Source organism: Pseudoduganella violacea (assembly GCF_014191875.1).
Taxonomy (GTDB): domain Bacteria; phylum Pseudomonadota; class Gammaproteobacteria; order Burkholderiales; family Burkholderiaceae_D; genus Rugamonas; species Rugamonas violacea_A.
On the sequence record NZ_JACHXD010000001.1, the window covers coordinates 575,311 to 597,363 of the forward strand.

Here is a 22,053-nt window from a genome sequence, read left to right on the forward strand (position 1 = left end):
AGTCCCGAGCATGACTATCCATATCCGCGCCGCCGGCGAACAAGATTCCGCCCTGATCCTGCGTTTCATCACCGAATTGGCTGTCTACGAGAAAGCCGGCGATCAAGTGGCCGCCACCGTCGACACCATCCGTTCCAGCCTGTTCGGCACCGGCAGCCCGGCGCGCGCCCTGATCTGCGAAGTCGATGGCGAAGCGGTCGGTTATGCCGTTTACTTCTTCAGCTATTCGACCTGGCAGGCGAAGAAAGGCTTGTACCTGGAAGACCTGTACATCTCGCCCTCGGCGCGCGGCGTGGGCGCGGGCAAAGGCATGCTGCGCCATCTGGCGCAAGTGGCGGTGCAGCAGGGTTGCGGACGTTTTGAATGGAGTGTGCTCGACTGGAACCAGCCGGCCATCGATTTCTACCTGTCGATCGGCGCGCAGCCGCAGGCTGAGTGGGTGCGCTACCGGATGGCCGATAGCGCCTTGCGCGATTTCGCGGCTGGCGCTTGAAAGCGCGCCAGCCGGCATAAGGCTTACTTCTTCTTCAGCAGCGGGCCGAGATACTTGCCGGTAACGCTGGCCGGATTGGCCGCCACGTCTTCCGGCGAACCGGCGGCGATGATCTGGCCGCCGCCCGCACCGCCTTCCGGACCCAGGTCGACGATCCAGTCGGCCGTCTTGATCACGTCCAGATTGTGCTCGATGATGACCAGCGTATTGCCCTGGTCGCGCAGGCGGTGGATCACCTTCAGCAGCAGGTCGATATCGTGGAAGTGCAGACCGGTGGTCGGCTCGTCCAGGATATACAGGGTGCGGCCCGTATCGCGCTTGGACAGTTCCAGCGACAGCTTGACGCGCTGCGCCTCGCCGCCCGACAGTGTGGTGGCGCTCTGCCCCAGCTTGATATAGCCCAGGCCCACGTCGAGCAGGGTTTGCAGCTTGCGCGCGATGACCGGCACCGGCTTGAAGAACTCGTGCGCGTCTTCCACCGTCATGTCCAGCACTTCGGTGATGCTCTTGCCCTTGTAGTGCACTTCCAGGGTTTCGCGGTTATAGCGCTTGCCGTGGCAGACGTCGCAAGGCACGTACACGTCCGGCAGAAAGTGCATCTCCACTTTCAGCACGCCGTCGCCCTGGCAGGCTTCGCAGCGGCCACCCTTGACGTTGAAGGAGAAACGGCCGGCGCTGTAGCCGCGCTCCTTGGCCGCCGGTACGGTGGCGAACAGGTCGCGGATCGGCGTGAACAGGCCGGTGTAGGTGGCCGGATTCGAACGCGGCGTGCGGCCGATCGGCGCCTGGTCGACCGAGATCACCTTGTCGAAGTGTTCCAGGCCGCTGATGCTGTCGTGCGGCGCCGGTTCCGTCTGCGAGCCATACAGGTGGCGCGACAGGGCGGGATACAACGTGTCGTTGACCAGGGTTGATTTGCCGGAACCGGAAACGCCGGTGACGCAGGTCAGCAGGCCGACCGGCAGGTCCAGCGACACCTTCTTCAGATTATTGCCGGTGGCGCCGCTGATGCTCAGCTGGCGGTCCGGGTCGGGCTGGTGGCGCTTCTTCGGCACTTCGATTTTCAACGCGCCGCTCAGATACTGGGCCGTCAGCGATTGCTTGTTCTTCAGGATGTCCTTCAGCGAGCCGGACGCGATCACGTCGCCGCCATGCACGCCCGCGCCTTTGCCCATATCGACGATGTAGTCGGCAGTGCGGATCGCATCTTCGTCATGCTCCACCACCAGCACGCTGTTGCCGATGTCGCGCAGATGGCGCAGGGTGTCGATCAGGCGGTCGTTGTCGCGCTGGTGCAGACCGATGGATGGCTCGTCCAGCACGTACATCACGCCGGTCAGGCCGGAGCCGATCTGCGAAGCGAGGCGGATGCGCTGCGCCTCGCCGCCCGACAGGGTGTCGGCGCTGCGGTCGAGCGACAGGTAGTCCAGGCCCACATTGTTGAGGAAGGTCAGGCGCGACACGATCTCCTTGATCACGCGGTCGGCGATATCCTTTTTCGCGCCTTTCAGCTTGAGCTGCTCGAAGAAGCTCAGCGTATCGCGCAGCGGCTTCTCGGCGATCTCGTAGATGGCCTTTTCCTGCTTGCCGCTGCCGACTTTCACGTAGCGCGCTTCCACGCGCAGGCGCGCACCCGAGCAGGAAGGGCACTTCTTCTCGTTGATGAACTTCGCCAGTTCCTCTTTCACCGCCATCGAATCGGTTTCGCGGTAGCGGCGCTGCAGATTGTTCACCACGCCCTCGAAAGTGTGCTCCTTGATGACGGTCTTGCCGCGCTCATTCACATACGAGAATGGAATCGTGTTCTTGCCCGAACCGTGCAGCACCACGTTCTGCGCATTGGCCGGCAGCTTCTCGAAAGGCTCGTCGATATCGAAGCCATAGTGATCGGCCAGGCTGGTCAGCATCTGGAAGTAGAACTGGTTGCGCCGGTCCCAACCCTTTACCGCGCCGGAAGCCAGCGACAGATTGGGGAAGGCGACGATGCGTTTGGGATCGAAGAACTCGATATGGCCCAGGCCATCGCATTCCGGGCAGGCGCCCATCGGATTATTGAAGGAGAACAGGCGCGGCTCCAGCTCCTGCAGCGAATAGCCGCAGGTGTTGCAGGCGAATTTATTGGAATACACATGCTCCACACCGGTATCCATCTCATACGCCATGGCGCGGCCATCGGCCAGGCGCAGCGCGGTCTCGAAGCTTTCGGCCAGGCGCTGTTTCAGCTCGGCGTTGACCTTGATGCGGTCGATCACCACGTCGATGGTGTGCTTCTCGGTTTTCTTCAGCTTGGGCAGCTCGTCCACTTCATAAATCTTGGCATCGTGGGTGCCGCTCTGCACGCGGAAGCGCACGAAGCCCTGGGCCTGCATCTGCTCGAACAGGTCGACGTGCTCGCCCTTGCGGTTGGCCACCACCGGCGCCATGATCATCAGCTTGGTGCCCTCGGGCATGGCCAGCACGGCGTCGACCATTTGCGACACCGATTGCGCCGCCAGCGGATTGTCCGGATGGTCGGGGCAGTAAGGCGTGCCCACGCGCGCATACAGCAGACGCAGATAATCGTGGATCTCGGTCACGGTGCCCACGGTCGAACGCGGATTGTGCGAGGTGGCTTTCTGCTCGATCGAGATAGCGGGTGACAAGCCCTCGATCAGGTCCACGTCCGGCTTTTCCATCAGCTGCAGGAACTGGCGGGCATAGGCCGACAGCGACTCCACATAGCGGCGCTGGCCTTCGGCATACAGGGTGTCGAAAGCCAGCGAGGATTTGCCGGAACCCGACAAGCCGGTGATGACGATCAGCTTGTTGCGGGGGAGGTCGAGATTGATGTTTTTCAGGTTATGCGTGCGCGCGCCGCGGATGCGGATCTGTTCCATTGTCTGTGCCTTGGTAGCGGTGGGCCAAAAACGGTGAACCTTGTACTATAGCCGGGTTTGCCAAACAGCGCTGTGGGCAGCTTGCGCTGGATCAGCTGGCCGCTGGCAAATACTGTATATAATACCAGTATTCAAAACCGCATGCTGGCGTCCGCCACAAATTTTCCGCAGGTCAGCCAGCGGCGCTGACATATAATTCTTGTTTGCTTAATTTCACCGCAGGAGTAATACATGGCATCTGTCAACAAAGTCATCATCGTCGGCAATCTGGGCCGTGACCCGGAGATTCGCTACATGCCTAGCGGTGATGCCATCGCCAATATCGCGGTCGCCACCTCCTACAAGAGCAAGGACCGCAATACCGGTGAGCAGAAAGAGCTGACCGAATGGCACCGCATCTCCTTCTTCGGCCGCCTGGCTGAAATCGTGGGCCAGTACCTGAAAAAAGGCTCCTCCGTCTACGTCGAAGGCCGTCTGCAGACCCGCAAGTACACCGACAAGGACGGCGTCGAGAAATACGCGACCGACATCATCGCTGAAAACATGCAGATGCTCGGTGGCCGTCAAGGTATGGGTGGCGGCGACTCGATGGACGATGGCATGGGCTATGACGCCGCTCCAGTGAGCCGTCCAGCATCGCGCCCGGCGCCAGCCCCGGCCCCGGCGCCACGTCCGGCAGCGCGGCCAGCGCCGAACTTCTCGGATATGGATGACGATATTCCGTTCTGAGGAACACCCCATCCAAGGGTATAAAAAAACCCTGCAACTCATTGAAGTTGCAGGGATTTTTGTTTTTGGATGTGTGTGAATGCCGTTGAGGTCGTATTAGTGCGGGCTGCCTGTCGATAGCAACAGTGATAGGTCGCACGATTTTGGGCCAGACGGCAGGGTGAAAACGCGAGCGCAGCGCCTTGCCAAGCTGCGCTCGCGATGTAGAAGCATGTAGCTTTAGTGGTTAGCGACGATATCGGCGATCGTGGCGTCGATGGTTGGAATGAAGGCCTGCACCTGGGTGGCGGACGTCACGGTTTTCAGCAGATTGCGACCCTTGCTCAGACCCACGGGTGTAATGTACGAAGAAATCTCCGCTGGTTCATTGACATGTTCCGTGAAACGCAGGGACACGCCAACTTTCTTCCCGACTGTCAAAGCATCGTTTTTGCGCTCGGCATAAGGACTGGCCAAAGCGTCCGCCATGATTTTCATCGGTGCCGACTGGCGGGTACTTTCTCCGGAGTTGATCCGATGATTCCAGATACCGTTATTGGACGAGTCGATCCCGCGGCCAAATTCATTCTGGAAGACCGCGCCGATCAGTTGGTAGTGGCTGCCTGCCGGGTCGCTTGGTAAGAAAGCTTGCGCTTCCGTGCTCAGGGCAATGCCATCGACAATCGATTTGACGCTGGGATTGCTGCTGTAGGCGGCCGCGAATTCCACCAGGGTTTTCGGTACGCCGGCCGCCGCCATATTGTCGGTCCAGTATTTGAGTCCGCCGGGGTCGCCAGGACGGCCGGTGTAGGCCAGATACAGCTGTTCCGCCAGCCATTTATAGTTATCGCAATTGACGCCCACGGCATTAAAGGCGGTGCTGACCTGGCTCACATTGTAGCCGCGGTTGCTGGCCGCTTGTTCCACGCCGCAAGCGCCTTCATTGAAAGTACTCAGCTCAGTCCAGTACAAACGATTGGCATCGAACATCACCTCGAATGCTTTACGGGTATTCCAGCCGGGCGAGGTCGCCAGCAAATAAAACGCCTTATTGTAGACACCGCTGCTGTAATGCACATTGTCGAACGGCGAGACATTGGCGGCATTGTCCTTGGAATTGCCATCCAGCGGAGGGTTGTACATATAGCGCAAGGCGTCGGTGGTCTTCGTTATAGCGGCGCCGGATTTGAAATCATTCGTACCCTTCAAATAATATTCCAGCGCCTCGCCGGCCATATCGGAAAATGCTTCATTCATCCCGCCCGAATGCGCAAAGTAGAGCAGCTTGGAATTTTGCTCGGTAAAGCCGTGGCTCACCTCATGCGCGATCACATCGGCCGATACCAGCGGATAGAACTGGTTGAGGCCATCGCCAAAGATCGTGGTGCCGCCGGTCCATCCCGCGCCTTCGTAGTTTTGGCCATAATGCACGCGCATGACCAACTGTTGCTGGATCGGACCGACGCCGAACCAGTCGCGGTACATCTTGACCGTGGCATTGCCGAAGAAATGCGCATCGTTCATGGGAGCGAAGGCGCCGTTCACCGCCCTGTAGGTATTGCGCGGGCAATTGAACTGGAAGGCGGTGCTGACATTTGCCGTGCCATTGTTTTGATCGACGGTCTTGATCGTGCCGTTGTCCATGGCGCAGTTGCTGCTGACGTCGAGCGGGCCGTAATTGACGCCAAATTCGTACTGGCCGGTCTTGCTGTTGCCGCCAGGCCCGGTGGCGTTGACGCGGGCCAGGCCATCCCACTGTTTGACGACCTCTCCCGTATTGGCATCCATTAAGAAGAATGGCCGGCTCGGCTGGTTGCCATTGGGCGCGAAGAACGACACCAGGTAGACCAGGCGGGCGGACTTGCTCTTCTCGTCCAGGTGTACATATAACTGAACCTGTTCTTCCTCAAATTTTGCTTTTGGCACTTTGCTCTTGGCCAGATTCAAGATGGCGGACGAAGACAGCTGCGGCGTTGCGGTCGGCACATCGCTGGCCAGACCCTGGATGATGGCGCCAGTCAGCGATGGTGCCGCTTTGCTGTTGTCGCGATGCTCAACCACATTGCTATTTAAAACAGGAATCCCACGATATAACTGCTGATAACGGGTCAGTACCTTGCCATTCGGAAGGGTCTGGCTATAAAGCGCTTTCAAATCGCTATTGCCGAGTCCCAGTTTTTCCGCCGTTGTGGCGGAGCTCTTCGCCAGTGCGGCGGAATATTTGGGGGCAATCGTATCGATATCGACACGGCTTGCAGCCTGCACTCCAGTAGTACCAAATGCGAGTGCTACCCATACTGCCCCTTTTTTTAAAGTCGCTTGCATGAAACTCCCCATAAATGATTATTGTTGGCACTTGATCCCAAGTGCTGGCAGGGAAAATGAATTATTCATTTTCTAATTTAATTTATCACATAATTGTATAAATATAAATTGTTCGAGGGTTGCATTTGGCATCTGTTGTCTCAACGATGGAAATGTTGACTGTTGTGTAAATTGGCGAGAATCCATGCAAACGGGCTGCGACAGAATGGCATGGCGGAGTTCCAAAAAAGCATATGAGTGGACGGGAAACTCATAAGACGGAGCTCGCGCATCAAAGTACTGTGCATCCGCGCGTATTGCGGCGGTCAACCAAGTGGCATAGATAAAAGGACTTTTACGATGAAAGGTTTAAGCGCTTTTATATCGCAATTTACGATGGCCAGTGCCTTGCTTATTCCCGCAGCGGGATGGGCGCAAACCGTGGACTTCTTTACCGCCATACCGGCCGGCCAAGCCGGCAAAATGGATGCGGTCCAATCCCGGCACCTGGGCCAGATCCAGGGCCGCGCCACCACCAAGGAAGTGACGCTGATCCGCCTGAACGCTGCGGCATTCCAGGCCAGCAGCCTGCGCATGGCCATGCCCGGTAGCAAACCCTTGGACTTCAACAAGACCCAGCTGGAAACGCGCAGTCCCACCGACGCCACCTGGTATGGCAAGCTGGCCGGCATTCCCGGCACGGCGATCCTGGTCATCCGCGACGGCAATGTGACGGGCAGCGTGCGCGATAACGGCAATCTGTACAGTATCGAACCGCTGGGCCAGGGCGTGCATGCCCTGATCAAGGTCGACCAGAGCAAATTCCCCGAGGACGAGCCGCCATCGTTCCGGGAAAAGCAAAGCCAAAAGCCGGCCCCGCTGCCGGAGACAAAACAGTCCGCCGCCCAGGCTGACGGGCCGACCGTCATCAATGTGCTGGTGGCGTACACGGCGTCGGCGCGCACCTCGGTGGGCGATATCAACGCCACCATCGACCTGGCCGTGGCTGAGGCCAACCAGTCCTACATCAACAGCAATATCAATATCCGCCTGGCCAAGGTCAACACCTTCGAGGTCGGCTATTCCGAAAGCGGCAAAAGCTACGAGCAGATCGTGCAGGACTTCAAGGGCTTGAACGATGTGGTGAATAACCGCAATATCACGGCAGCGGATATGTCGGTCCTGATCGTCAACCAGTCCGATTACTGCGGCATGGCCGATGCGATCATGGCCAATGCTTCCACCGCCTTCGCGGCGGTGCATATCGGTTGCGCGACGGGCTACTACTCCTTCGCCCACGAACTGGGCCATCTGCAGGGTGCGCGCCACGACATCGCCAACGATTCGAGCCAGCAGCCCTTCCCGTATGGGCATGGCTTCCAGCACACGGCGCCCGCTCCGGCATGGCGCACGATCATGGCTTATAACTGCGCCGGCAATTGCAACCGTCTGCAGTACTGGTCGAATCCATCGGTGACGTATAACGGCTACGCGATGGGCAATACCGGCACCGCAAACAATGCGCGCGTGCTCAACGAAACGGCGGCCACCATCGCCAGCTTCCGCAACACGCAGGCCTATACGCGCTGCGCCGCCGAGCATGAAACCTGCACGGTCAGCGGCACGCGCAATATCGCCTACGGGGCAAACGGGAAGTTCGTGTACCGTACCGTGACCGGCAGTTTTGTCTGCGATAACGGCACCTTCGGCGACCCGCTGCCAGGCACGCCGAAAGCCTGCTATGCCGGCAAGATCGGCTATGCCTACTGCACCGCCGAACATCAGAACTGCAGCTTCGCCGGCACGCAGTCGATCGCCTATGGTGCGGGCACCAAGTTCGCGCACCAGCTGGCCACCAATAACATCATGTGCGATAACGGCACTTTCGGCGACCCGAATCCTGGCGTGGTGAAAGCCTGCTATTCAGGGCCATCCGGTTATGCCTACTGCTCGGCCCAGAACGGCCAATGCGCCGTCAGCGGCACCAAGACTGTCGCCTATGGCGCCAACGGCCAGTTTTACTACCGCACCGTGAGCGGGCCGATCGCCTGTACCGACGCGGCTTTTGGCGATCCCGCCTTTGGCATCGGCAAGGCCTGCTTCGTCGGCCCGGCACTGTAGGGCGCATCCCCCATTTCCGATTAAGTTGGACTGATAGGAGATACTCATGAAGAGATGCTCAAACTCTTTATTAGCATTGCTCGCCTTGGTCTTCACGCTGTTGATGCCTGTGCCAGGGTGGGCGCAGGCATTGGAGTTCTTCACGCCCGTATTGACCGGCAAGGCCGATGACCTGGATGCCGTCCAGGAACGCAAGCTCGATCAGATCGCAAAGCGTCCGACCAGCGCCAGTGTGACGCTGGTGCGTTTGAACGAGGCGGCATCAAAAGCGGGTAGCCTGCGTATGACCATCCCCGACCGCAAACCGCTCGACTTCGCGCGGGTGCAACTGGAAAGCCACAGCGCCAGTAACGTCATCTGGTCCGGCAAGCTGTCCGCCCGGAATGGCACGGCGACCCTGGTCTTCCGAAACGGGAATGTTACGGGCACGGTGACGGAAGAGGGCAATCTGTACGGAATCGAACCGATCGGCAATGGTCTGCATGCGCTGATCAAGGTCGATACGGCAAAGTTCCCGCCCGACGAATCGCCTTCGTTCCTGGAGAGGGAGCGGCGTGCCGCGCCTTTGCCGAAGGCGGCATCGTCCTCGCCTGCCACGGACGGGCCAATCACCATCAATCTGCTGGTGGCCTATACGCGGAGCGCGAGCGGTGCCGTCGGCGATATCGATGCGACAATTCAGCTGGCAATGGCGGAAGCCAATCAAAGCTATATCAACAGCAACGTCAATTTGCGGCTGAAAATGGTGAGCACATTCGAGGTCACTTACTCCGAGAGCGGTAAGGACTACGACCAGATTCTCGTCGATCTCAAAAAGATGAACGATGTTCTGAACAGCCGCAATATCACGGGCGCGGACATCGCCATGCTGGTGGTAAACCAGGATGAATCCTGCGGCCAGGCGGATGAGATCCTGGCGACGGCTCCCACCGCCTTCGCCGCCGTGCATATTGGCTGTGCCACCGGCTATTACTCGTTTGCGCACGAGCTGGGGCATTTGCAGGGCGCGCGCCATAATATGGGCAACGATCCCACCCAGACCCCCTTCGCTTACGGGCATGGCCACCAGCATACATCGTCGGCACCGGCCTGGCGGACGATTATGGCTTACGAATGCAAGGGCGAGTGCGCCCGTCTGCAATACTGGTCCAATCCTGATGTGAATTACAACGGCTTCCCGATGGGAACGGCCGACACCAGCAACAATGCCAGGGTGTTGAATGAAACCGCCGCCACCATCGCCGCTTTCCGCAACACGCAAGCCTATACCCGTTGCGCCGCCGAGCACGAAAACTGCAGCTTCAGCGGAACGCGGACGGTTGCCTATGGCGCCAATGATAAATTCGTGTACCGTACCGCCAGCAACGGCATCGCCTGCGATAACGGCGCGTTCGGCGATCCCCTTCCGGGCGTGCCGAAAGCCTGCTATGTGGCGAGGATAGGCTACGAGAAGTGCGCGAACGAATGGGGGAACTGCGTCTTTAACGGAACGCAATTCGTCGCTTTCGGCGCCGGCAGCAAGTTCGCCTTCAAGCTGGCCAGCGGCAGCATAGGCTGCAATTACGACGTCTTTGGCGATCCGGCTTTCGGCACGCCGAAAGCCTGCTATATCGGACCGGCCGGCTTCACATACTGCGCCGCAGAGAATGGCCAATGCGCCGTCTCAGGCACCAAGACTGTCGCCTATGGCGCCAACGGCCAGTTCTTCTACCGCACAGTGAGCGGGCCGATCGCCTGCAGTGACGACGCCTTTGGCAATCCTGCCGTTGGCATCGGCAAGGCCTGCTTCGTCGGCCCGGCGCTGTAAATATGGAAGGCGGTCGCTAACGTCGCCATGGCATCTGAAAAATCAGGAAATCAGGTCGCTGGCGGCGATGGTGGCCGCCGTTTCGCCTGGCTGCAGCACGTAGGCCTGGCTGCCGGCAGGTAGTGCCAGATCGCCTTTCAGCAGGGCGGCGAAGATGGGGGCGGCGCCGCCATCTTCCGTGGACGCGGCGGCGCTTGCGCCGTCGTCTGCCCGCAGCCGCGCCAGGAAGTCCGCGCTGGATTCGCCGGCAAGCCGCGTGACGATACACTCTTCGCCGCCGCGCAGCCTGACCCGCTGGCCGCGCGCGGCCGCATGCAGCAGGGCCAGCTCGTACATGGAGGGCCGCACGCCGCTGGCGAAGTACGCGATCAGCGCCGGGCAGATCGCCGTGATGGCCGCATGCGAGGAGGCGGCGTTGTTGAATTCGAACTCGCCTTTGGAATAGACGTCGAGCCAGTGCAGACGCTGTTGTTCCAGGTCGAGCACCAGCGGCAGGAAAATGCCGTTCTCGCCTTGCAGATCGAATTTCAGCTGGACCGTGCGCGGATCGAAGTGCGCGCCATGCTTGTCGTCGCGCAGCATCAGGCCGGCAAAGGCATGCTCCAGCTCCTCAAAAGGCATGCCGCCATAATTATTCACCACGGCGACGGCGTAGCGGATGCCTTCCTGGCGCGCCTGGCCGCAGTCGATATCGACAAATTCGGTCGCTCCGTCCGGATGCCGCGCGCTGCGCAGGTCGCCCGCGCTGCGCGCGATGCCGGCGCCGCTCTTGCCGGTCAGCGTCAATTGGTAGTAGGAGCAGACGCCGAGATACGCCCAGGCCTCATCGTAAAAGGCGACCGACAGGTCAAGGTCGGTGGTATGGCCGCCGCGTTGCGGCTCGCACCAATGCAGGAACAGGCGCAGCGTTTTCGGAAATTCGAGATCGATATCGATGGCTGAACCGCGCGGCAGCTGGATCGCCGAACGGCTGGCCGTTCTTTCGTTGAACGGCGCCATAACCGTATCCAGCGTCCTGTCGATGACGAAATCGTTGTAGTGCTCTTTTTGCGCGAAGCGGCGCAGCAGTTCGCCTTCCACCAGCGCCAGGGCGCGGCTGATGGCCGCCGGCGTCAGGGAGGGGCGCTGGTCCGGGCCGAATACGCCCTTGGCCGCTTTGCCCTTGGGCCAGTAGACGCGCGCGGCCGCCGGCGCGCCGCGCGTGGGCAGCAGCGCCGCCAGCGTCAGCAACACAGGCGTCGCAAAGCGCTCCACCATGCTGGCGAAGGTGGTCAGCAGCTGTTCTTCCGCGCCAGCGTCGCCGCCGGCGATGCGCAGGGCATGGTCGAAGCGGCGCGCCAGTTCGCCGGGACGTTGCGACAAGAGGCGCAGCATGCCGCTGCTGTCCTTTTGCTGGGCGCTTTGCTCCAGGCGCGCGTAGTAGCTGCGGAAAAGCGGCGCGGGCGTGCCGTCAGGCGCCTTCTTGCGTACGATGGCGAAGGAGTGCGCCACGCCCGGATAGCGCTTCTGGTATTCGTGCGGATGCAGGAATTCCCCCAGCCATACCCAATAGGAGCGATGGCGCAGCATGTCTTCCGTGCGCGATTCGGGGGAAAGGCTTTCCAGATAGGCGAGCAGGGCGCGCCGCAGCGGACGGCCAAGCTTGGCCAGTTTGAAGCGCTTGTTCAGCTGCGCTATGGGTATGGTCTGGCGCTGCAGCCAGTAAGACCCTGGGGCGAAGAAGGCCTGATATTTTGGCATTGCGCGCAGCGTCGCGGTATCTCGTTCGCGGAAAATCGTATCGCCTTGCAGCGCGGGGTCCGCACCGGAATAGGCGGCCAGCAGGCGCAGGGCATCGGTGGCGCTGTTGAAATAGGGCGCCGCCGCCGCCATCACGGCATCGGGCGCGAGGTGCCGCAGCAGGCTGCCGAACAGCAGGGCCACGTTTTCGCGCACCGGAATGGCAGCCGGCATCCAGTCCAGGATGGCGGCGCCGCGTTCGCGTATCAAGGCTTGGAAATCATCCTTGTCCACCGGCGACAAGGCTTGCTTGCGTTCGCAGAAGGAGACGAAGAGCGCCTGCGCGCTGGCTTCGAGCGACTCGCCCAGCGTCAGCAGCTTGAGCGGCGTTGCCGCCGCTGGCGGCGCCGTGGCGCGCTCCGGGGCGGGCAGGAAGAAGGGCGAGCCGGGATCGACCTGCCGCTCGCACACCGGGCAGGCCGAGTAATTGCTGCCGTCGAAACAGGCGCTGCACACCACATGGCGGCAAGGATTCAGCACATGGGTGGTATGCGTCTGGCCGCAGTGCAGGCAGGCTTGTCCTTCGGCTTGCATGAAGTGGCTCAGCACCTTGCGGCACCACAGGTCGAAGGTATTGTCCGGCACGTCCTCGGGGAAGCGGCGGAACAGGGGCTGGTGGCGGCGCTGGCCGCCGAACGCGGTCAGCAGCGTGGCCAGTATGTTTTGCTGCAAGGCGCCCAGTTGCGCTGCCGTGCCGGTGGCCAGGCGCGCGCGCAAGCGCGTCGAGATGGCATAGCCGATGCCCGCCAGATTGATTTCAAACGCTTCCAGATGCGACGCTGGCAGCTGGCCGTCCCCCGCCGCGGCGAAGACCTGGGACTGGCGTCGCAGCAGTATCGCTGCGCTGGCGGGAAAGCTTGTTTGCATGGGGCCATCCTGGCTGGGCAAAAAGAAAAGCGGAGGATGGCATGGCCATCGTCCGCGCATGGGGTGAGAAGGAAAGCGGCCAGACTGAATTGGAGTAGAAGGAAGTCCGGCCTAAGCCTTCTCGAATGCAATCGTAACCCATCTTGCCCGGATCGCTCAAGCCGTTTTCATTTTTTGACAAGTACTTTTATGTAGATGAGATGCCGACAATTTCGCGACAAACTTGCCGTCCTTGCATCCTATAGTGGTTGAGCGCCTCCGGCCCAAACCAGGGGCGTGAAGATCCACTTAAAAAGGAAGACCTATGCAGATCGTCGTGCAGCTCGAAGCCGGGACGGCGCGTCTTTTCCAGCAGCAGCGAAGGGAGGCGGCGGCGGCAAACGAGCTGGCGCAGGTGCTGGCGCAGTCGGGCCTGGCCCTGCAAGCGCTGCATCCGGACAGCGGCGACCCTGCGCTTTCAGGCTTTTTCCACATCGATGTTCAGGATCAGGACATCGCCGCGCGCGTAATCGAACGCCTCCTGCAGGTACCGGGCGTGGAGGCAGCATACCTCAAGCCGCGCGACGAAGCGCCCTGAAAGAAAGAGACCACAGCAAGCAATCCAAGGAGGATGTGCGATGCAAAAGAACCGTGTATTTCCCGCCGGGCAGCGTTCTGCCGGGCAGCGGCCGGGCGATCCGCCCGGCGGCGGCGGCGCTTTCCCGCCGGGACCGAGCAGCGAATGGGAGCTGATCGTCGTGGCGGAGCCGGGCTATGGCCTGCGGGCCAAGCGCGATGGCGTCGAATCGGCGTCGGGCGCCGACGTGGCGCCGCTGGCGCGTCTGCTGGAGGCCGAGCAGATCGTGCTGGAGCCGCTGTTCGGCAATGAGGACCGGCTGCGCCGCGAGAAGCAGGCTGCGCCGGCCGTCGATGGCGCCGAGCTGCCGGACCTGTCGGTGTTCTACCGCGTGGAAGCGGCGCCCGAGCGCATGGCGGAACTGGCCAAGCAGCTGGCGCAGCAGCCCATGGTCAGCGCCGCTTATGTAAAGCCGCCCGCCGAACTGGCGCACGCGGCGCGCGACGTGGAGTGGGAAGCGCTCAATTCCATGACGCCCGATATCCAGGACGCGCCGCCTGTCACCGCCGACTTCACCAGCCGCCAGGGCTATCTGGATGCGGCGCCTGGCGGCATCGATGCGCGCTATGCCTGGACCCAGAGTGGCGGCGGCGGCAGCGGCGTGCGCGTCATCGACCTGGAGTGGGGCTGGCGCTTCAGCCATGAAGACCTGATCCAGAACCAGGGCGGCATCGTCGGTGGCACCGGCTCCAGCGACACCAACCACGGCACCGCCGTGCTGGGCGAGATCAGCGGCGACCGCAATGGCATCGGCATCACCGGCATCGCGCCGGAGGCCGTGATCAGTGCCGTGGCCTTCTCCATGCCGACGGCAACGGCCATCCGCGACGCGGCCGACCGCCTGCGACCGGGCGACATCATGCTGCTGGAAATCCACCGGCCCGGCCCGCGCTACAACTTCGCCGGGCGCGACGACCAGCTGGGCTATATCGCCGTCGAATGGTGGCCCGACGATTTCGCCGCCATCCGCTATGCCAGCAGCAAGGGCATCATCGTGGTGGAGGCGGCCGGCAACGGTGCCGAGAATCTGGACGACGGCTTGTACAACGCGCGTCCCGCCGGCTTCCCCGCCACCTGGACCAACCCCTTCAACCGCGCCAATCCGCAGTGCGGCGCCGTGGTGGTGGGGGCGGGCGCGCCGCCGCCGGGCACGCACGACCACGATCACGGTCCGGACCGTTCGCGCCTGGGCTTCTCCAACTTCGGCGCGTGCATCGACGCCCAGGGCTGGGGCCGCGAAGTGACCACCACCGGCTATGGCGACCTGCAGGGCGGCACCAACGCGGACCTGTGGTACACCGACCGTTTCAGCGGCACTTCAAGCGCATCGCCCATCGTGGTGGGCGCGCTGGCCTGCACCCAGGGCGTGCTGCGCGCGCGCGGGCGCATTCCGCTGTCGCCGGCAAGGGCGCGCGATGTGCTGCGCAGCACCGGCTCGCCGCAGCAAGACGCGCCGGGCCGCCCGGCCACCCAGCGCATCGGCAACCGCCCCAATCTGCGCCAGATCCTGGCGGCCGTCACGGCGCCCGTTGCGCCCTGGGTCGGCGTGCAGTTCCACGGCACGGTGCCGGCGGGCGCCAGCCGCCGCTGGTTCACTTACAACTGGCCGGCGCACTGGCATGTGCTGTGGACGGTGATTCCGACCACGCCGCGACCCGGCGCGCCGCAGATCAAGTGGCAGGTGCAGGTGGAACGCGCCTCCGATGCTTACATCACCTATTGGATCACCATCACCAACGTCAGCGCCGCGCCCTGCGATATCGAAGCGCGTTATGCGGTGCTGGGCTGGTAAAACGTCAAGGAGAACAGATCATGAGAGTTGGAGTGCAATTTACCGGTTCGGTCCCCGCAGGCGCCACCCGCCGCTGGTTTACGTTCAACTGGCCGCAGGGCTGGCATGTGGCGTGGAATGTGGTCTCCACGTCGCCGCGCCCCGGTTCGCCCCAGGTGGACTGGGATGTGGAGGTCGAACGGGCCGACGCCAACAACCTGACGTACTGGATCAGCGTGCGCAATGTCACGCCTGACCCGGTGAATATCGAAGCGCGTTACGCGGTGCTGAACTGAAAGGGGGAGATATGCGTATCGTGATCGAAACCGACGAGCAGTCCGGCGCCGCCGGAAGCCGCGCCGCGCCGCGTGTGGTGGCGGATGACGCCGCCACCCTGGGCGCCGCCGGCAACGAGCCAGGGCGCGCCGCAACGGCCACCGATGCCGGTCCGCCATCGGCCCAATTGCTGCGGGCGATTGGCGAAGCCGGCGCCCTGCCGCCGGCGCCGGGCGGCGCGCGCGACGGCATGGATGGCGGCGGTCCGCCGCTGGAACTGGTGCAGGCCTTGCGCCGCGTATCATCCGACGCCGGCAGCCGGACGCCGGAGGGTGACAGCAGCGGCGGCGGCGCGCCGCAGTAAGGTCGCGCCAGAGCCATTTGCGCTAAATCAAACAATGTCCACCCTGGTGTCAGGCACCAGAGCCGGACATTCTTTGATCTAGATCAGTAAATGTCCCACCCTGGTGCCTGACACCAGGGTGGGACATTTTTTGCGCTGGATCAAACCGGCGGCGTATTGAAAATGCGAGTAGCGGAGCGGTGAGTGGGCTGCAGGCGGGGCTTGCCCTGCCTTGGCGTCTGTGCCCGCGGGATGACCCAGGACGCGAGTTTTCGGACTGAGTAATTGCTCATATTATGAACCTTCAATTTGAGCAATTACTCACGTTTACTCGTCCAAGGGAAATCCAATGTTCAAACAAAGAATTGCCGCGTCGGCCGCGCTGCTGCCGCTGGCGGCTTTGCTGTCGGCGGCGTTGACGGCTTGCGCGCCGTCGGGGAATGCCGCGTCCGGCCCGCCGCCGCTGCCCGTGGTGGGAGTGGCTCATCCAGCGAGCGCGCTGGTGGGCGAAAGCCTGGACTACACCGGCCGCGTCGAGCCGGCGCAGCGCGTGGAAGTGCGCTCGCGCGTGGCGGGCTATCTGGCGGCCATCAAATTTCGCGATGGCCAGGTGGTGAAACAGGGCGATCCCCTGTTCGTCATCGACCAGCGGCCGTTTTTGGCGGCGCGCGACCGCGCGCGCGCCGGCCTGGCCCAGGCCAAGGCGCGCCAGACCTTGGCGGCGGCCCAGTTGCAGCGCCTGACGCGCACCCAGGAAACCGGTGCCAGCAGCGCGGAGGAGCTGGACCGCGCGCGCGCCGAAGCCGACGGCGCGCAGGCGGCGGTGCTGATGGCGCAGGCCGAGTTGCGCAACGCGGAGCTTGAGCTGGAGTTCAGCACCATCACGGCGCCCATCAGCGGCAAGCTGTCCGACCGCCGCATCGACGTGGGCAATTATGTCGCGGGCGGCGCGGCCCAGGGCGCGCCGCTGACCACCATCGTCTCGCTCAGTCCCGTGCGCGTGACGGTGGACATCACCGAGGCCGACTTCCAGCGCCTGCGCCGCCAACCGCGCTTGCCGGAACAGGTGCAACTGCAGTTCGACGGCGCCGCCGCGCCGCTGCGCGCCGATATCGACTTTATCGACAATGAGGCGAGCAGCAAATCGGGCACGGTGCGCGTGCGCGCCAGCCTGCCAAATCTCGATCATGCGCTCTTGCCCGGCTATTTCGCGCGCGTCAGCATTGCGGCGGCCGAGCCGCAGCCAAGGCTGACCGTGCCCGATGCGGCGATCCAGAGCGAACCGCTGCGCAAGCTGGTGCTGGTGGTCGATGCCGAAGGCAAGGTGGCGCCGCGCGCGGTGCAGCTGGGTGGACTGGTGGGCACGCAGCGCGTGGTGCTGGCGGGGCTTGGCGCGCAGGACCAGGTGATCGTCAGCGGCGCCCAGCGCGTCAAGCCGGGCGAGCGGGTGCAATTGGCGCCGGCGGCGGCTGGGGCCAAGCCTGTGCACGGCAAGGGAGCGTAGCCCGATGCGCTTTTCCCATTTCTTTATCCAGCGTCCCGTTTTCGCGGCGGTGCTGTCGATTCTGCTGACCCTGATCGGTGGGGTGGCGGCTTTCAAGCTGCCGATTTCGGAGTTCCCCGAAATCGTGCCGCCCACCGTCACCATCAAGGCCACTTATCCGGGCGCTTCGGCGCAGGAAATCGCCGATACCGTGGCCGCCCCCATCGAGCAGGAGTTGAACGGAGTGGATGGCATGCTGTATCTGTCCTCGCAGTCGGTGGGCGACGGCAAGCTGACCATCAGCGCCGTCTTCCGTCCCGGCACCAATGTGGACGAAGCCCAGTCCCTGGTGCAGAACCGCGTGGCCATCGCCGAGCCGCACCTGCCGGAGGAAGTGCGGCGCCTTGGCGTGGTGGTGAAAAAATCCTCGCCCGATCTGATGATGGTGGTGTACTTCGTCTCGCCCAAGGGCACGCATGACCAGCAGTTCATCTCCAATTATGTCAGCGCGAACGTGAAGGACACGCTGGCGCGGCTGGACGGCATCGGCGACTTGTACACCCGTGGCGCGCGCGATTTCTCGATGCGCGTCTGGCTCGATCCGGCCAAGGTGGCGGCGGTCGGCATGACCGCGCCGGAAGTGGTGGCCGCCATCCGCCGCGCCAATGTGCAGGTGGCGGCGGGCGTGTTGAACCAGCCGCCCGGCGCCGGTGAAGGCGCTTACCAGATGCAGGTGCAGACCCAGGGCCGCTTGCGCAGCGTGGAGGAATTCCAGTCCATCGTCATCGCGCCCAGCGCCGACGGCGGCGGCGTGGTGCGCCTGCGCGATGTGGCGCGGGTGGAGGCCGGAGCGCTCGACTATACCGAGAACGGCTTTGTCGACGACCAGACCGCGGTTGCCATCGGCGTCAGCCAGAAGCCCGGTTCCAATGCGCTGGCCACGGCCGACCGCGTGATCGCCCAGCTGGAGCAGCTCAAGCAGAAGTTCCCGGAAGACTTCAACTACCACGCCTACTACAACCCGACCAAATTCATCCGCGCCTCTATCGAGAAGGTGCGCGACACCATCTTCGAGGCCGTGCTGCTGGTCTGCCTGGCGGTGCTGCTCTTCCTCGGTTCCTGGCGCGCGGCGCTGATTCCGATTCTGGCCATCCCGGTTTCGCTGGTCGGCACCTTCGCGCTGATGGCGGGTATGGGCTATACCCTCAACACGCTCTCATTATTCGGGCTGGTGCTGGCCATCGGCATTGTGGTCGACGACGCCATCGTGGTGGTGGAAAACGTGGAGCGCCATATCGAACACGGCCTCTCGCCGTTCGAGGCGGCGCGGCGCAGCATGAACGAAGTGGGCTTCGCCCTGATCGCCATCGCCCTGGTGCTGGTGGCGGTGTTCGTGCCGACCGCCTTCATCAACGGCATCTCGGGCATGTTCTACCGCCAGTTCGCGGTGACGATCGCCGCCTCCACGGTGATCTCGGCCCTGGTTTCGCTGACCTTGTCGCCGGCGCTGGCCGCCGTGCTGCTCAAGCCGCGCGACGCGGCCTATGCGGCCAGCCTGGCCGGGCGCTGGATGGCGGGCTTCGACCGCGTCTTCGGCCGCCTCTCGGCCGGCTATGAAAGCCTGACCGGTTTCACCCTGTCGCGCCGCTGGCTGATGCTGCCGCTGTACCTGCTGCTGCTGGCGCTGACGGTGTGGCGCTTCGGCGCGACGCCGACCGGCTTCGTGCCGCAGCTGGACCGTGGTTATGCCATCGTGTCGATCCAGTTGCCGCCGGGTTCCACGCTGGCGCGCACCACCGAGGTGGTGCACGACGCGGCGCAGCGCCTGCTCAAGCAGCCGGGCATCGCCCACACCTCGGCTTTTGCCGGCACCGATGGCGCGACGTTCACCTCGGCACCGAATGCGGCCGTGATCTTCGCCGTGTTCAAGGAGTTCGATGAGCGTGGCCGTGAGCATCTGGACGGTCCCGCCATGCTGGCCGCCATGCGCAAGACGCTGGCGCCGATCAGCAGCGCGCGCGTGCAGGTGATTCCGCCGCCGGCCGTGCCGGGCATCGGCACCGGCGGCGGCTTCAAGCTGCTGATCCGCGACGTCAACGGTCAGGGACCGCAAGCCTTGCAGGCGGTGGCGCGCGAGATGGTGGGCGCCGCGTCCAAGCTGCCGTCGGTGGCGAACGCCTTCACGCCGTATAACGCGCTGACGCCGCAGCTGAAGGTCGATGTGGACCGCACCCGCGCCGAGATGCTGGGCCTGACCATGGACCGCATCAATGAAACCATGCAGAGCTATCTGGGGTCGGTCTTCGTCAACGATATGAACCTGATGGGCCGCGTGTGGCGCGTGACGGCGCAGGCCGACGCACCTTACCGCCGCACGCCGCAAGACCTGGCGGCGCTGAAGACGCGGGCCTCGAACGGCGCCATGGTGCCGCTGGGCAGCGTGGCCAGCTTCAGCGAAAGCACGGCGCCATTCCGCGTGCCGCGCTACAACCTGTATGCGGTGGCCGAAATCCAGGGCGCGACCAAGCCGGGCTTCTCGTCGGGCCAGACGATTGCGGCGATGGAGGAGCTGATGCGGGCGCGCCTGCCGGCCGGTTTCGACTACGAATGGACCGAGCTGGCCTTGCAGGAAAAAGAGGCGGGCGGCTCCACCCTGGTGGCGCTGGTCCTGGCCGTGGTCTTCGTCTACCTGCTGCTGGCGGCCCTGTTCGAAAGCTGGTTGTTGCCGCTGTCGGTGGTGCTGATCGTGCCGATGTGCGTGCTGGCGGCGCTGCTGGGCGTGTCCTGGCGTGGACTGGACAACAATGTGCTGACCCAGATCGGCATCGTGGTGCTGATCGGCCTCGCCGCCAAGAACGCCATCCTGATCGTGGAGTTCGCGCGCCAGGCCCATGCCGAAGGCGCCAGCGCGGCGCAGGCGGCGATCGCCGCCGCGCGTACCCGTCTGCGGCCGATCCTGATGACGTCCCTGGCATTCCTGATGGGCGTCTTGCCGCTGGTGTTTTCCAGCGGGCCGGGGGCCGAGATGCGTCAGTCCATGGGTACGGCGGTGTTTGCCGGGATGATCGGCGTGACCGTATTCGGACTGGTGTTCACGCCGCTGTTCTTTACCTTGCTGGCGCGCCGCCGGCGCGAGCGGAACGCGGTGCAGCAGATGATGGGAGAACAAGCATGAAGAAATGGCTATTGCGCGTGAGCGCGGCGGCTTGCGCGGCGGCGGGACTGGCCGCCTGCGCCGTGGGACCGGATTACCGCAAGCCGCAGGCATCGGCAGTGCCCGAACGCCTGCCTTCGGCCGTGGCCTCAACTGCAGCCGATCAGGGCTTGCGCGAAGGTTTGCCGCAAGCCCTGTGGTGGCGCGAGTTCGGCGATGCGCGGCTGGAAGCGCTGGTGCAGCAGGCCTGGCAAGGCAACTACGACCTGCGCATTGCGCTGGCGCGGGTGCAGGCCGCCTCCGAACAGGCCAATGTGGCGCGCGCCGCGCGCTGGCCCGGCGCCAATCTGGAAGGCGCGGCCAGCCATGCGCGCCTGAACGCGGGCGAAAGCCCGGACGGCGTGGCGCGCATCGCGAATCCCGTCCAGGCGGCGCTGGTCTTCGGCTGGGAATTGGACTTGTTTGGTCGCGTGCGGCGCGGCGTGGAAGCGGCGCAGGCTTCGCTCGAAGAGCGCGAAGCCTGGCGCGAGGACATGCGGCGCCTGATCCTGGCCCAGGTGGTGGACAGTTATCTGGAGCTGCGCGGCGCGCAGATGCTGGAACTATGCCTGCAGGCGCAGATCGACAATGAGCGGCAAACCTTCGGCCTGGTGCGTGAACGCGTCGCCGCCGGCCGCGCCGCGCGCGCCGAGCAGTTGCGCTACGAAGCGCAACTGAGCCTGCTGGCGGCGCGCCTGCCGCTCTACCGCGCCCAGACCCGCGCCGCGCGCAATCGCCTAGCCACTTTGAGCGGCCTGAGTCTGGATGCGGCGCCGCTGGCGGCGCTGGATCAGCCGCAGGCCTGGCGCCTGCCGGACAGCCTGCTGCTCGACGCGCCGGCCGCGCTGCTGGGACGCCGTCCCGATGTGCGCGCCGCCGAAAGGGCGCTGGCGGCGGCCACGGCGCGCGTGGGCGTGGCCCAGGCCAACCGCTTCCCGCGCATCAGTCTTGCGGCCCTGCTGGGCGGCAGCGGCGTGGCCGGCGAATGGCTGGGCGGCGAGGCATCGCGCTGGCGCGCCGGCGGCACGCTGTCATGGTCGCTGTTCGACGGCGGCGCGCTCGCCGCCAGCCAGCGCGCCGCATCGGCCGACGTCAGCGCCGCTGCGGCCGGCTTCGACAAGGCCGTCGCCATCGCGCTGGAGGAAAGCGATACCGCCATCGCCAACTGGACGCAATTGCGCCAGCGCGCGCGCCAGCTGCAAGGCGCGCAGGAACTGTCGGCCGAAAGCGCGCGGCTGGCGCGCATCCGTTACCGCGAAGGCACGGAAAGCCTGCTCGGCGTGCTGGAAGCGGAACGCACCGCGCTGGCCGCGCAAGAGCAGCTGCTCTCGGCCAGCCGCGACCTCGCCCTCGCCACCGCGCGCAGCTATGTCGCTGTCGCCGGTGGTTTCGACCAGGGCCATTGATCACTGAATA

The 22,053-nt window shown here is 63.7% G+C and carries 14 protein-coding genes; 11 read left to right on the forward strand and 3 right to left on the reverse strand.

The features are described 5' to 3' along the window. Positions 1-10: 10 nt before the first annotated feature. Positions 11-493, forward strand: a complete 483-nt coding sequence (locus FHS03_RS02605; protein ID WP_183439433.1) for a GNAT family N-acetyltransferase — start codon at positions 11-13, stop codon at positions 491-493. A gap of 23 nt (positions 494-516) precedes the next feature. On the opposite strand, the gene uvrA is transcribed toward FHS03_RS02605, so the two are convergent. Then, entirely contained in the window at positions 517-3,369 is a 2,853-nt protein-coding gene (uvrA, locus tag FHS03_RS02610) for an excinuclease ABC subunit UvrA (protein ID WP_183439434.1), read from the reverse strand. A 231-nt stretch (positions 3,370-3,600) separates the two neighbouring features. Between uvrA and ssb the strand changes: the two genes are divergently transcribed. Next, complete coding sequence (ssb, locus tag FHS03_RS02615) at positions 3,601-4,098, forward strand: single-stranded DNA-binding protein (protein ID WP_183439435.1); 498 nt, start codon at positions 3,601-3,603, stop codon at positions 4,096-4,098. Positions 4,099-4,317: 219 nt separating this feature from the next. Here ssb and FHS03_RS02620 read toward each other — a convergent pair whose 3' ends face one another. Next, positions 4,318-6,402: a M4 family metallopeptidase gene (locus FHS03_RS02620; protein WP_183439436.1), complete on the reverse strand. Its 2,085-nt coding sequence runs from the start codon at positions 6,400-6,402 to the stop codon at positions 4,318-4,320. Positions 6,403-6,822: 420 nt separating this feature from the next. On the opposite strand from FHS03_RS02620, the gene FHS03_RS02625 reads away from it, so the two are divergent. Further along, positions 6,823-8,502 (forward strand): M12 family metallo-peptidase, encoded by a 1,680-nt coding sequence (locus tag FHS03_RS02625; RefSeq protein WP_183439437.1) that lies wholly within the window; start codon positions 6,823-6,825, stop codon positions 8,500-8,502. An 85-nt stretch (positions 8,503-8,587) separates the two neighbouring features. Further along, positions 8,588-10,309 (forward strand): M12 family metallo-peptidase, encoded by a 1,722-nt coding sequence (locus FHS03_RS02630; RefSeq protein WP_183439438.1) that lies wholly within the window; start codon positions 8,588-8,590, stop codon positions 10,307-10,309. A gap of 42 nt (positions 10,310-10,351) precedes the next feature. On the opposite strand, the gene FHS03_RS02635 is transcribed toward FHS03_RS02630, so the two are convergent. Continuing rightward, positions 10,352-12,955: an MXAN_6230/SCO0854 family RING domain-containing protein gene (locus FHS03_RS02635; protein ID WP_183439439.1), complete on the reverse strand. Its 2,604-nt coding sequence runs from the start codon at positions 12,953-12,955 to the stop codon at positions 10,352-10,354. Between the two features lie 304 nt (positions 12,956-13,259). On the opposite strand from FHS03_RS02635, the gene FHS03_RS02640 reads away from it, so the two are divergent. From FHS03_RS02640 to FHS03_RS02670, 7 genes are all read left to right on the forward strand, one after another. Next, positions 13,260-13,532: an ACT domain-containing protein gene (locus FHS03_RS02640; RefSeq protein ID WP_183439440.1), complete on the forward strand. Its 273-nt coding sequence runs from the start codon at positions 13,260-13,262 to the stop codon at positions 13,530-13,532. A gap of 40 nt (positions 13,533-13,572) precedes the next feature. Beyond that, entirely contained in the window at positions 13,573-15,363 is a 1,791-nt protein-coding gene (locus tag FHS03_RS02645) for a S8 family peptidase (RefSeq protein WP_183439441.1), read from the forward strand. 20 nt (positions 15,364-15,383) lie between these two features. Continuing rightward, positions 15,384-15,638: a hypothetical protein gene (locus FHS03_RS02650; RefSeq protein WP_050410792.1), complete on the forward strand. Its 255-nt coding sequence runs from the start codon at positions 15,384-15,386 to the stop codon at positions 15,636-15,638. An 11-nt stretch (positions 15,639-15,649) separates the two neighbouring features. Beyond that, positions 15,650-15,982: a hypothetical protein gene (locus FHS03_RS02655; RefSeq protein ID WP_183439442.1), complete on the forward strand. Its 333-nt coding sequence runs from the start codon at positions 15,650-15,652 to the stop codon at positions 15,980-15,982. A gap of 328 nt (positions 15,983-16,310) precedes the next feature. Continuing rightward, a complete protein-coding gene (locus FHS03_RS02660; protein ID WP_183439443.1) occupies positions 16,311-17,465 on the forward strand; it encodes an efflux RND transporter periplasmic adaptor subunit in 1,155 nt (384 codons plus the stop codon). Positions 17,466-17,469: 4 nt separating this feature from the next. Then, positions 17,470-20,619 (forward strand): efflux RND transporter permease subunit, encoded by a 3,150-nt coding sequence (locus FHS03_RS02665; protein ID WP_183439444.1) that lies wholly within the window; start codon positions 17,470-17,472, stop codon positions 20,617-20,619. Then, on the forward strand, positions 20,616-22,043 hold the full coding sequence (locus FHS03_RS02670) for an efflux transporter outer membrane subunit (protein ID WP_183439445.1): 1,428 nt from the start codon (positions 20,616-20,618) through the stop codon (positions 22,041-22,043). Before FHS03_RS02665 ends, FHS03_RS02670 begins: the two co-directional genes overlap by 4 nt. Positions 22,044-22,053 lie beyond the last annotated feature (10 nt).

Bases quoted from the DNA above. Each gene is read 5' to 3' on its own strand.
- FHS03_RS02655 (WP_183439442.1), top strand. From the start codon at position 15,650: ATGCGTATCGTGATCGAAACCGACGAGCAGTCCGGCGCCGCCGGAAGC.
- FHS03_RS02645 (WP_183439441.1), top strand. From the start codon at position 13,573: ATGCAAAAGAACCGTGTATTTCCCGCCGGGCAGCGTTCTGCCGGGCAG.
- FHS03_RS02650 (WP_050410792.1), top strand. From the start codon at position 15,384: ATGAGAGTTGGAGTGCAATTTACCGGTTCGGTCCCCGCAGGCGCCACC.
- FHS03_RS02605 (WP_183439433.1), top strand. From the start codon at position 11: ATGACTATCCATATCCGCGCCGCCGGCGAACAAGATTCCGCCCTGATC.
- FHS03_RS02670 (WP_183439445.1), top strand. From the start codon at position 20,616: ATGAAGAAATGGCTATTGCGCGTGAGCGCGGCGGCTTGCGCGGCGGCG.
- FHS03_RS02665 (WP_183439444.1), top strand. From the start codon at position 17,470: ATGCGCTTTTCCCATTTCTTTATCCAGCGTCCCGTTTTCGCGGCGGTG.
- uvrA (WP_183439434.1), bottom strand. From the start codon at position 3,369: ATGGAACAGATCCGCATCCGCGGCGCGCGCACGCATAACCTGAAAAAC.
- FHS03_RS02660 (WP_183439443.1), top strand. From the start codon at position 16,311: ATGTTCAAACAAAGAATTGCCGCGTCGGCCGCGCTGCTGCCGCTGGCG.
- FHS03_RS02620 (WP_183439436.1), bottom strand. From the start codon at position 6,402: ATGCAAGCGACTTTAAAAAAAGGGGCAGTATGGGTAGCACTCGCATTT.
- FHS03_RS02640 (WP_183439440.1), top strand. From the start codon at position 13,260: ATGCAGATCGTCGTGCAGCTCGAAGCCGGGACGGCGCGTCTTTTCCAG.
- FHS03_RS02635 (WP_183439439.1), bottom strand. From the start codon at position 12,955: ATGCAAACAAGCTTTCCCGCCAGCGCAGCGATACTGCTGCGACGCCAG.
- ssb (WP_183439435.1), top strand. From the start codon at position 3,601: ATGGCATCTGTCAACAAAGTCATCATCGTCGGCAATCTGGGCCGTGAC.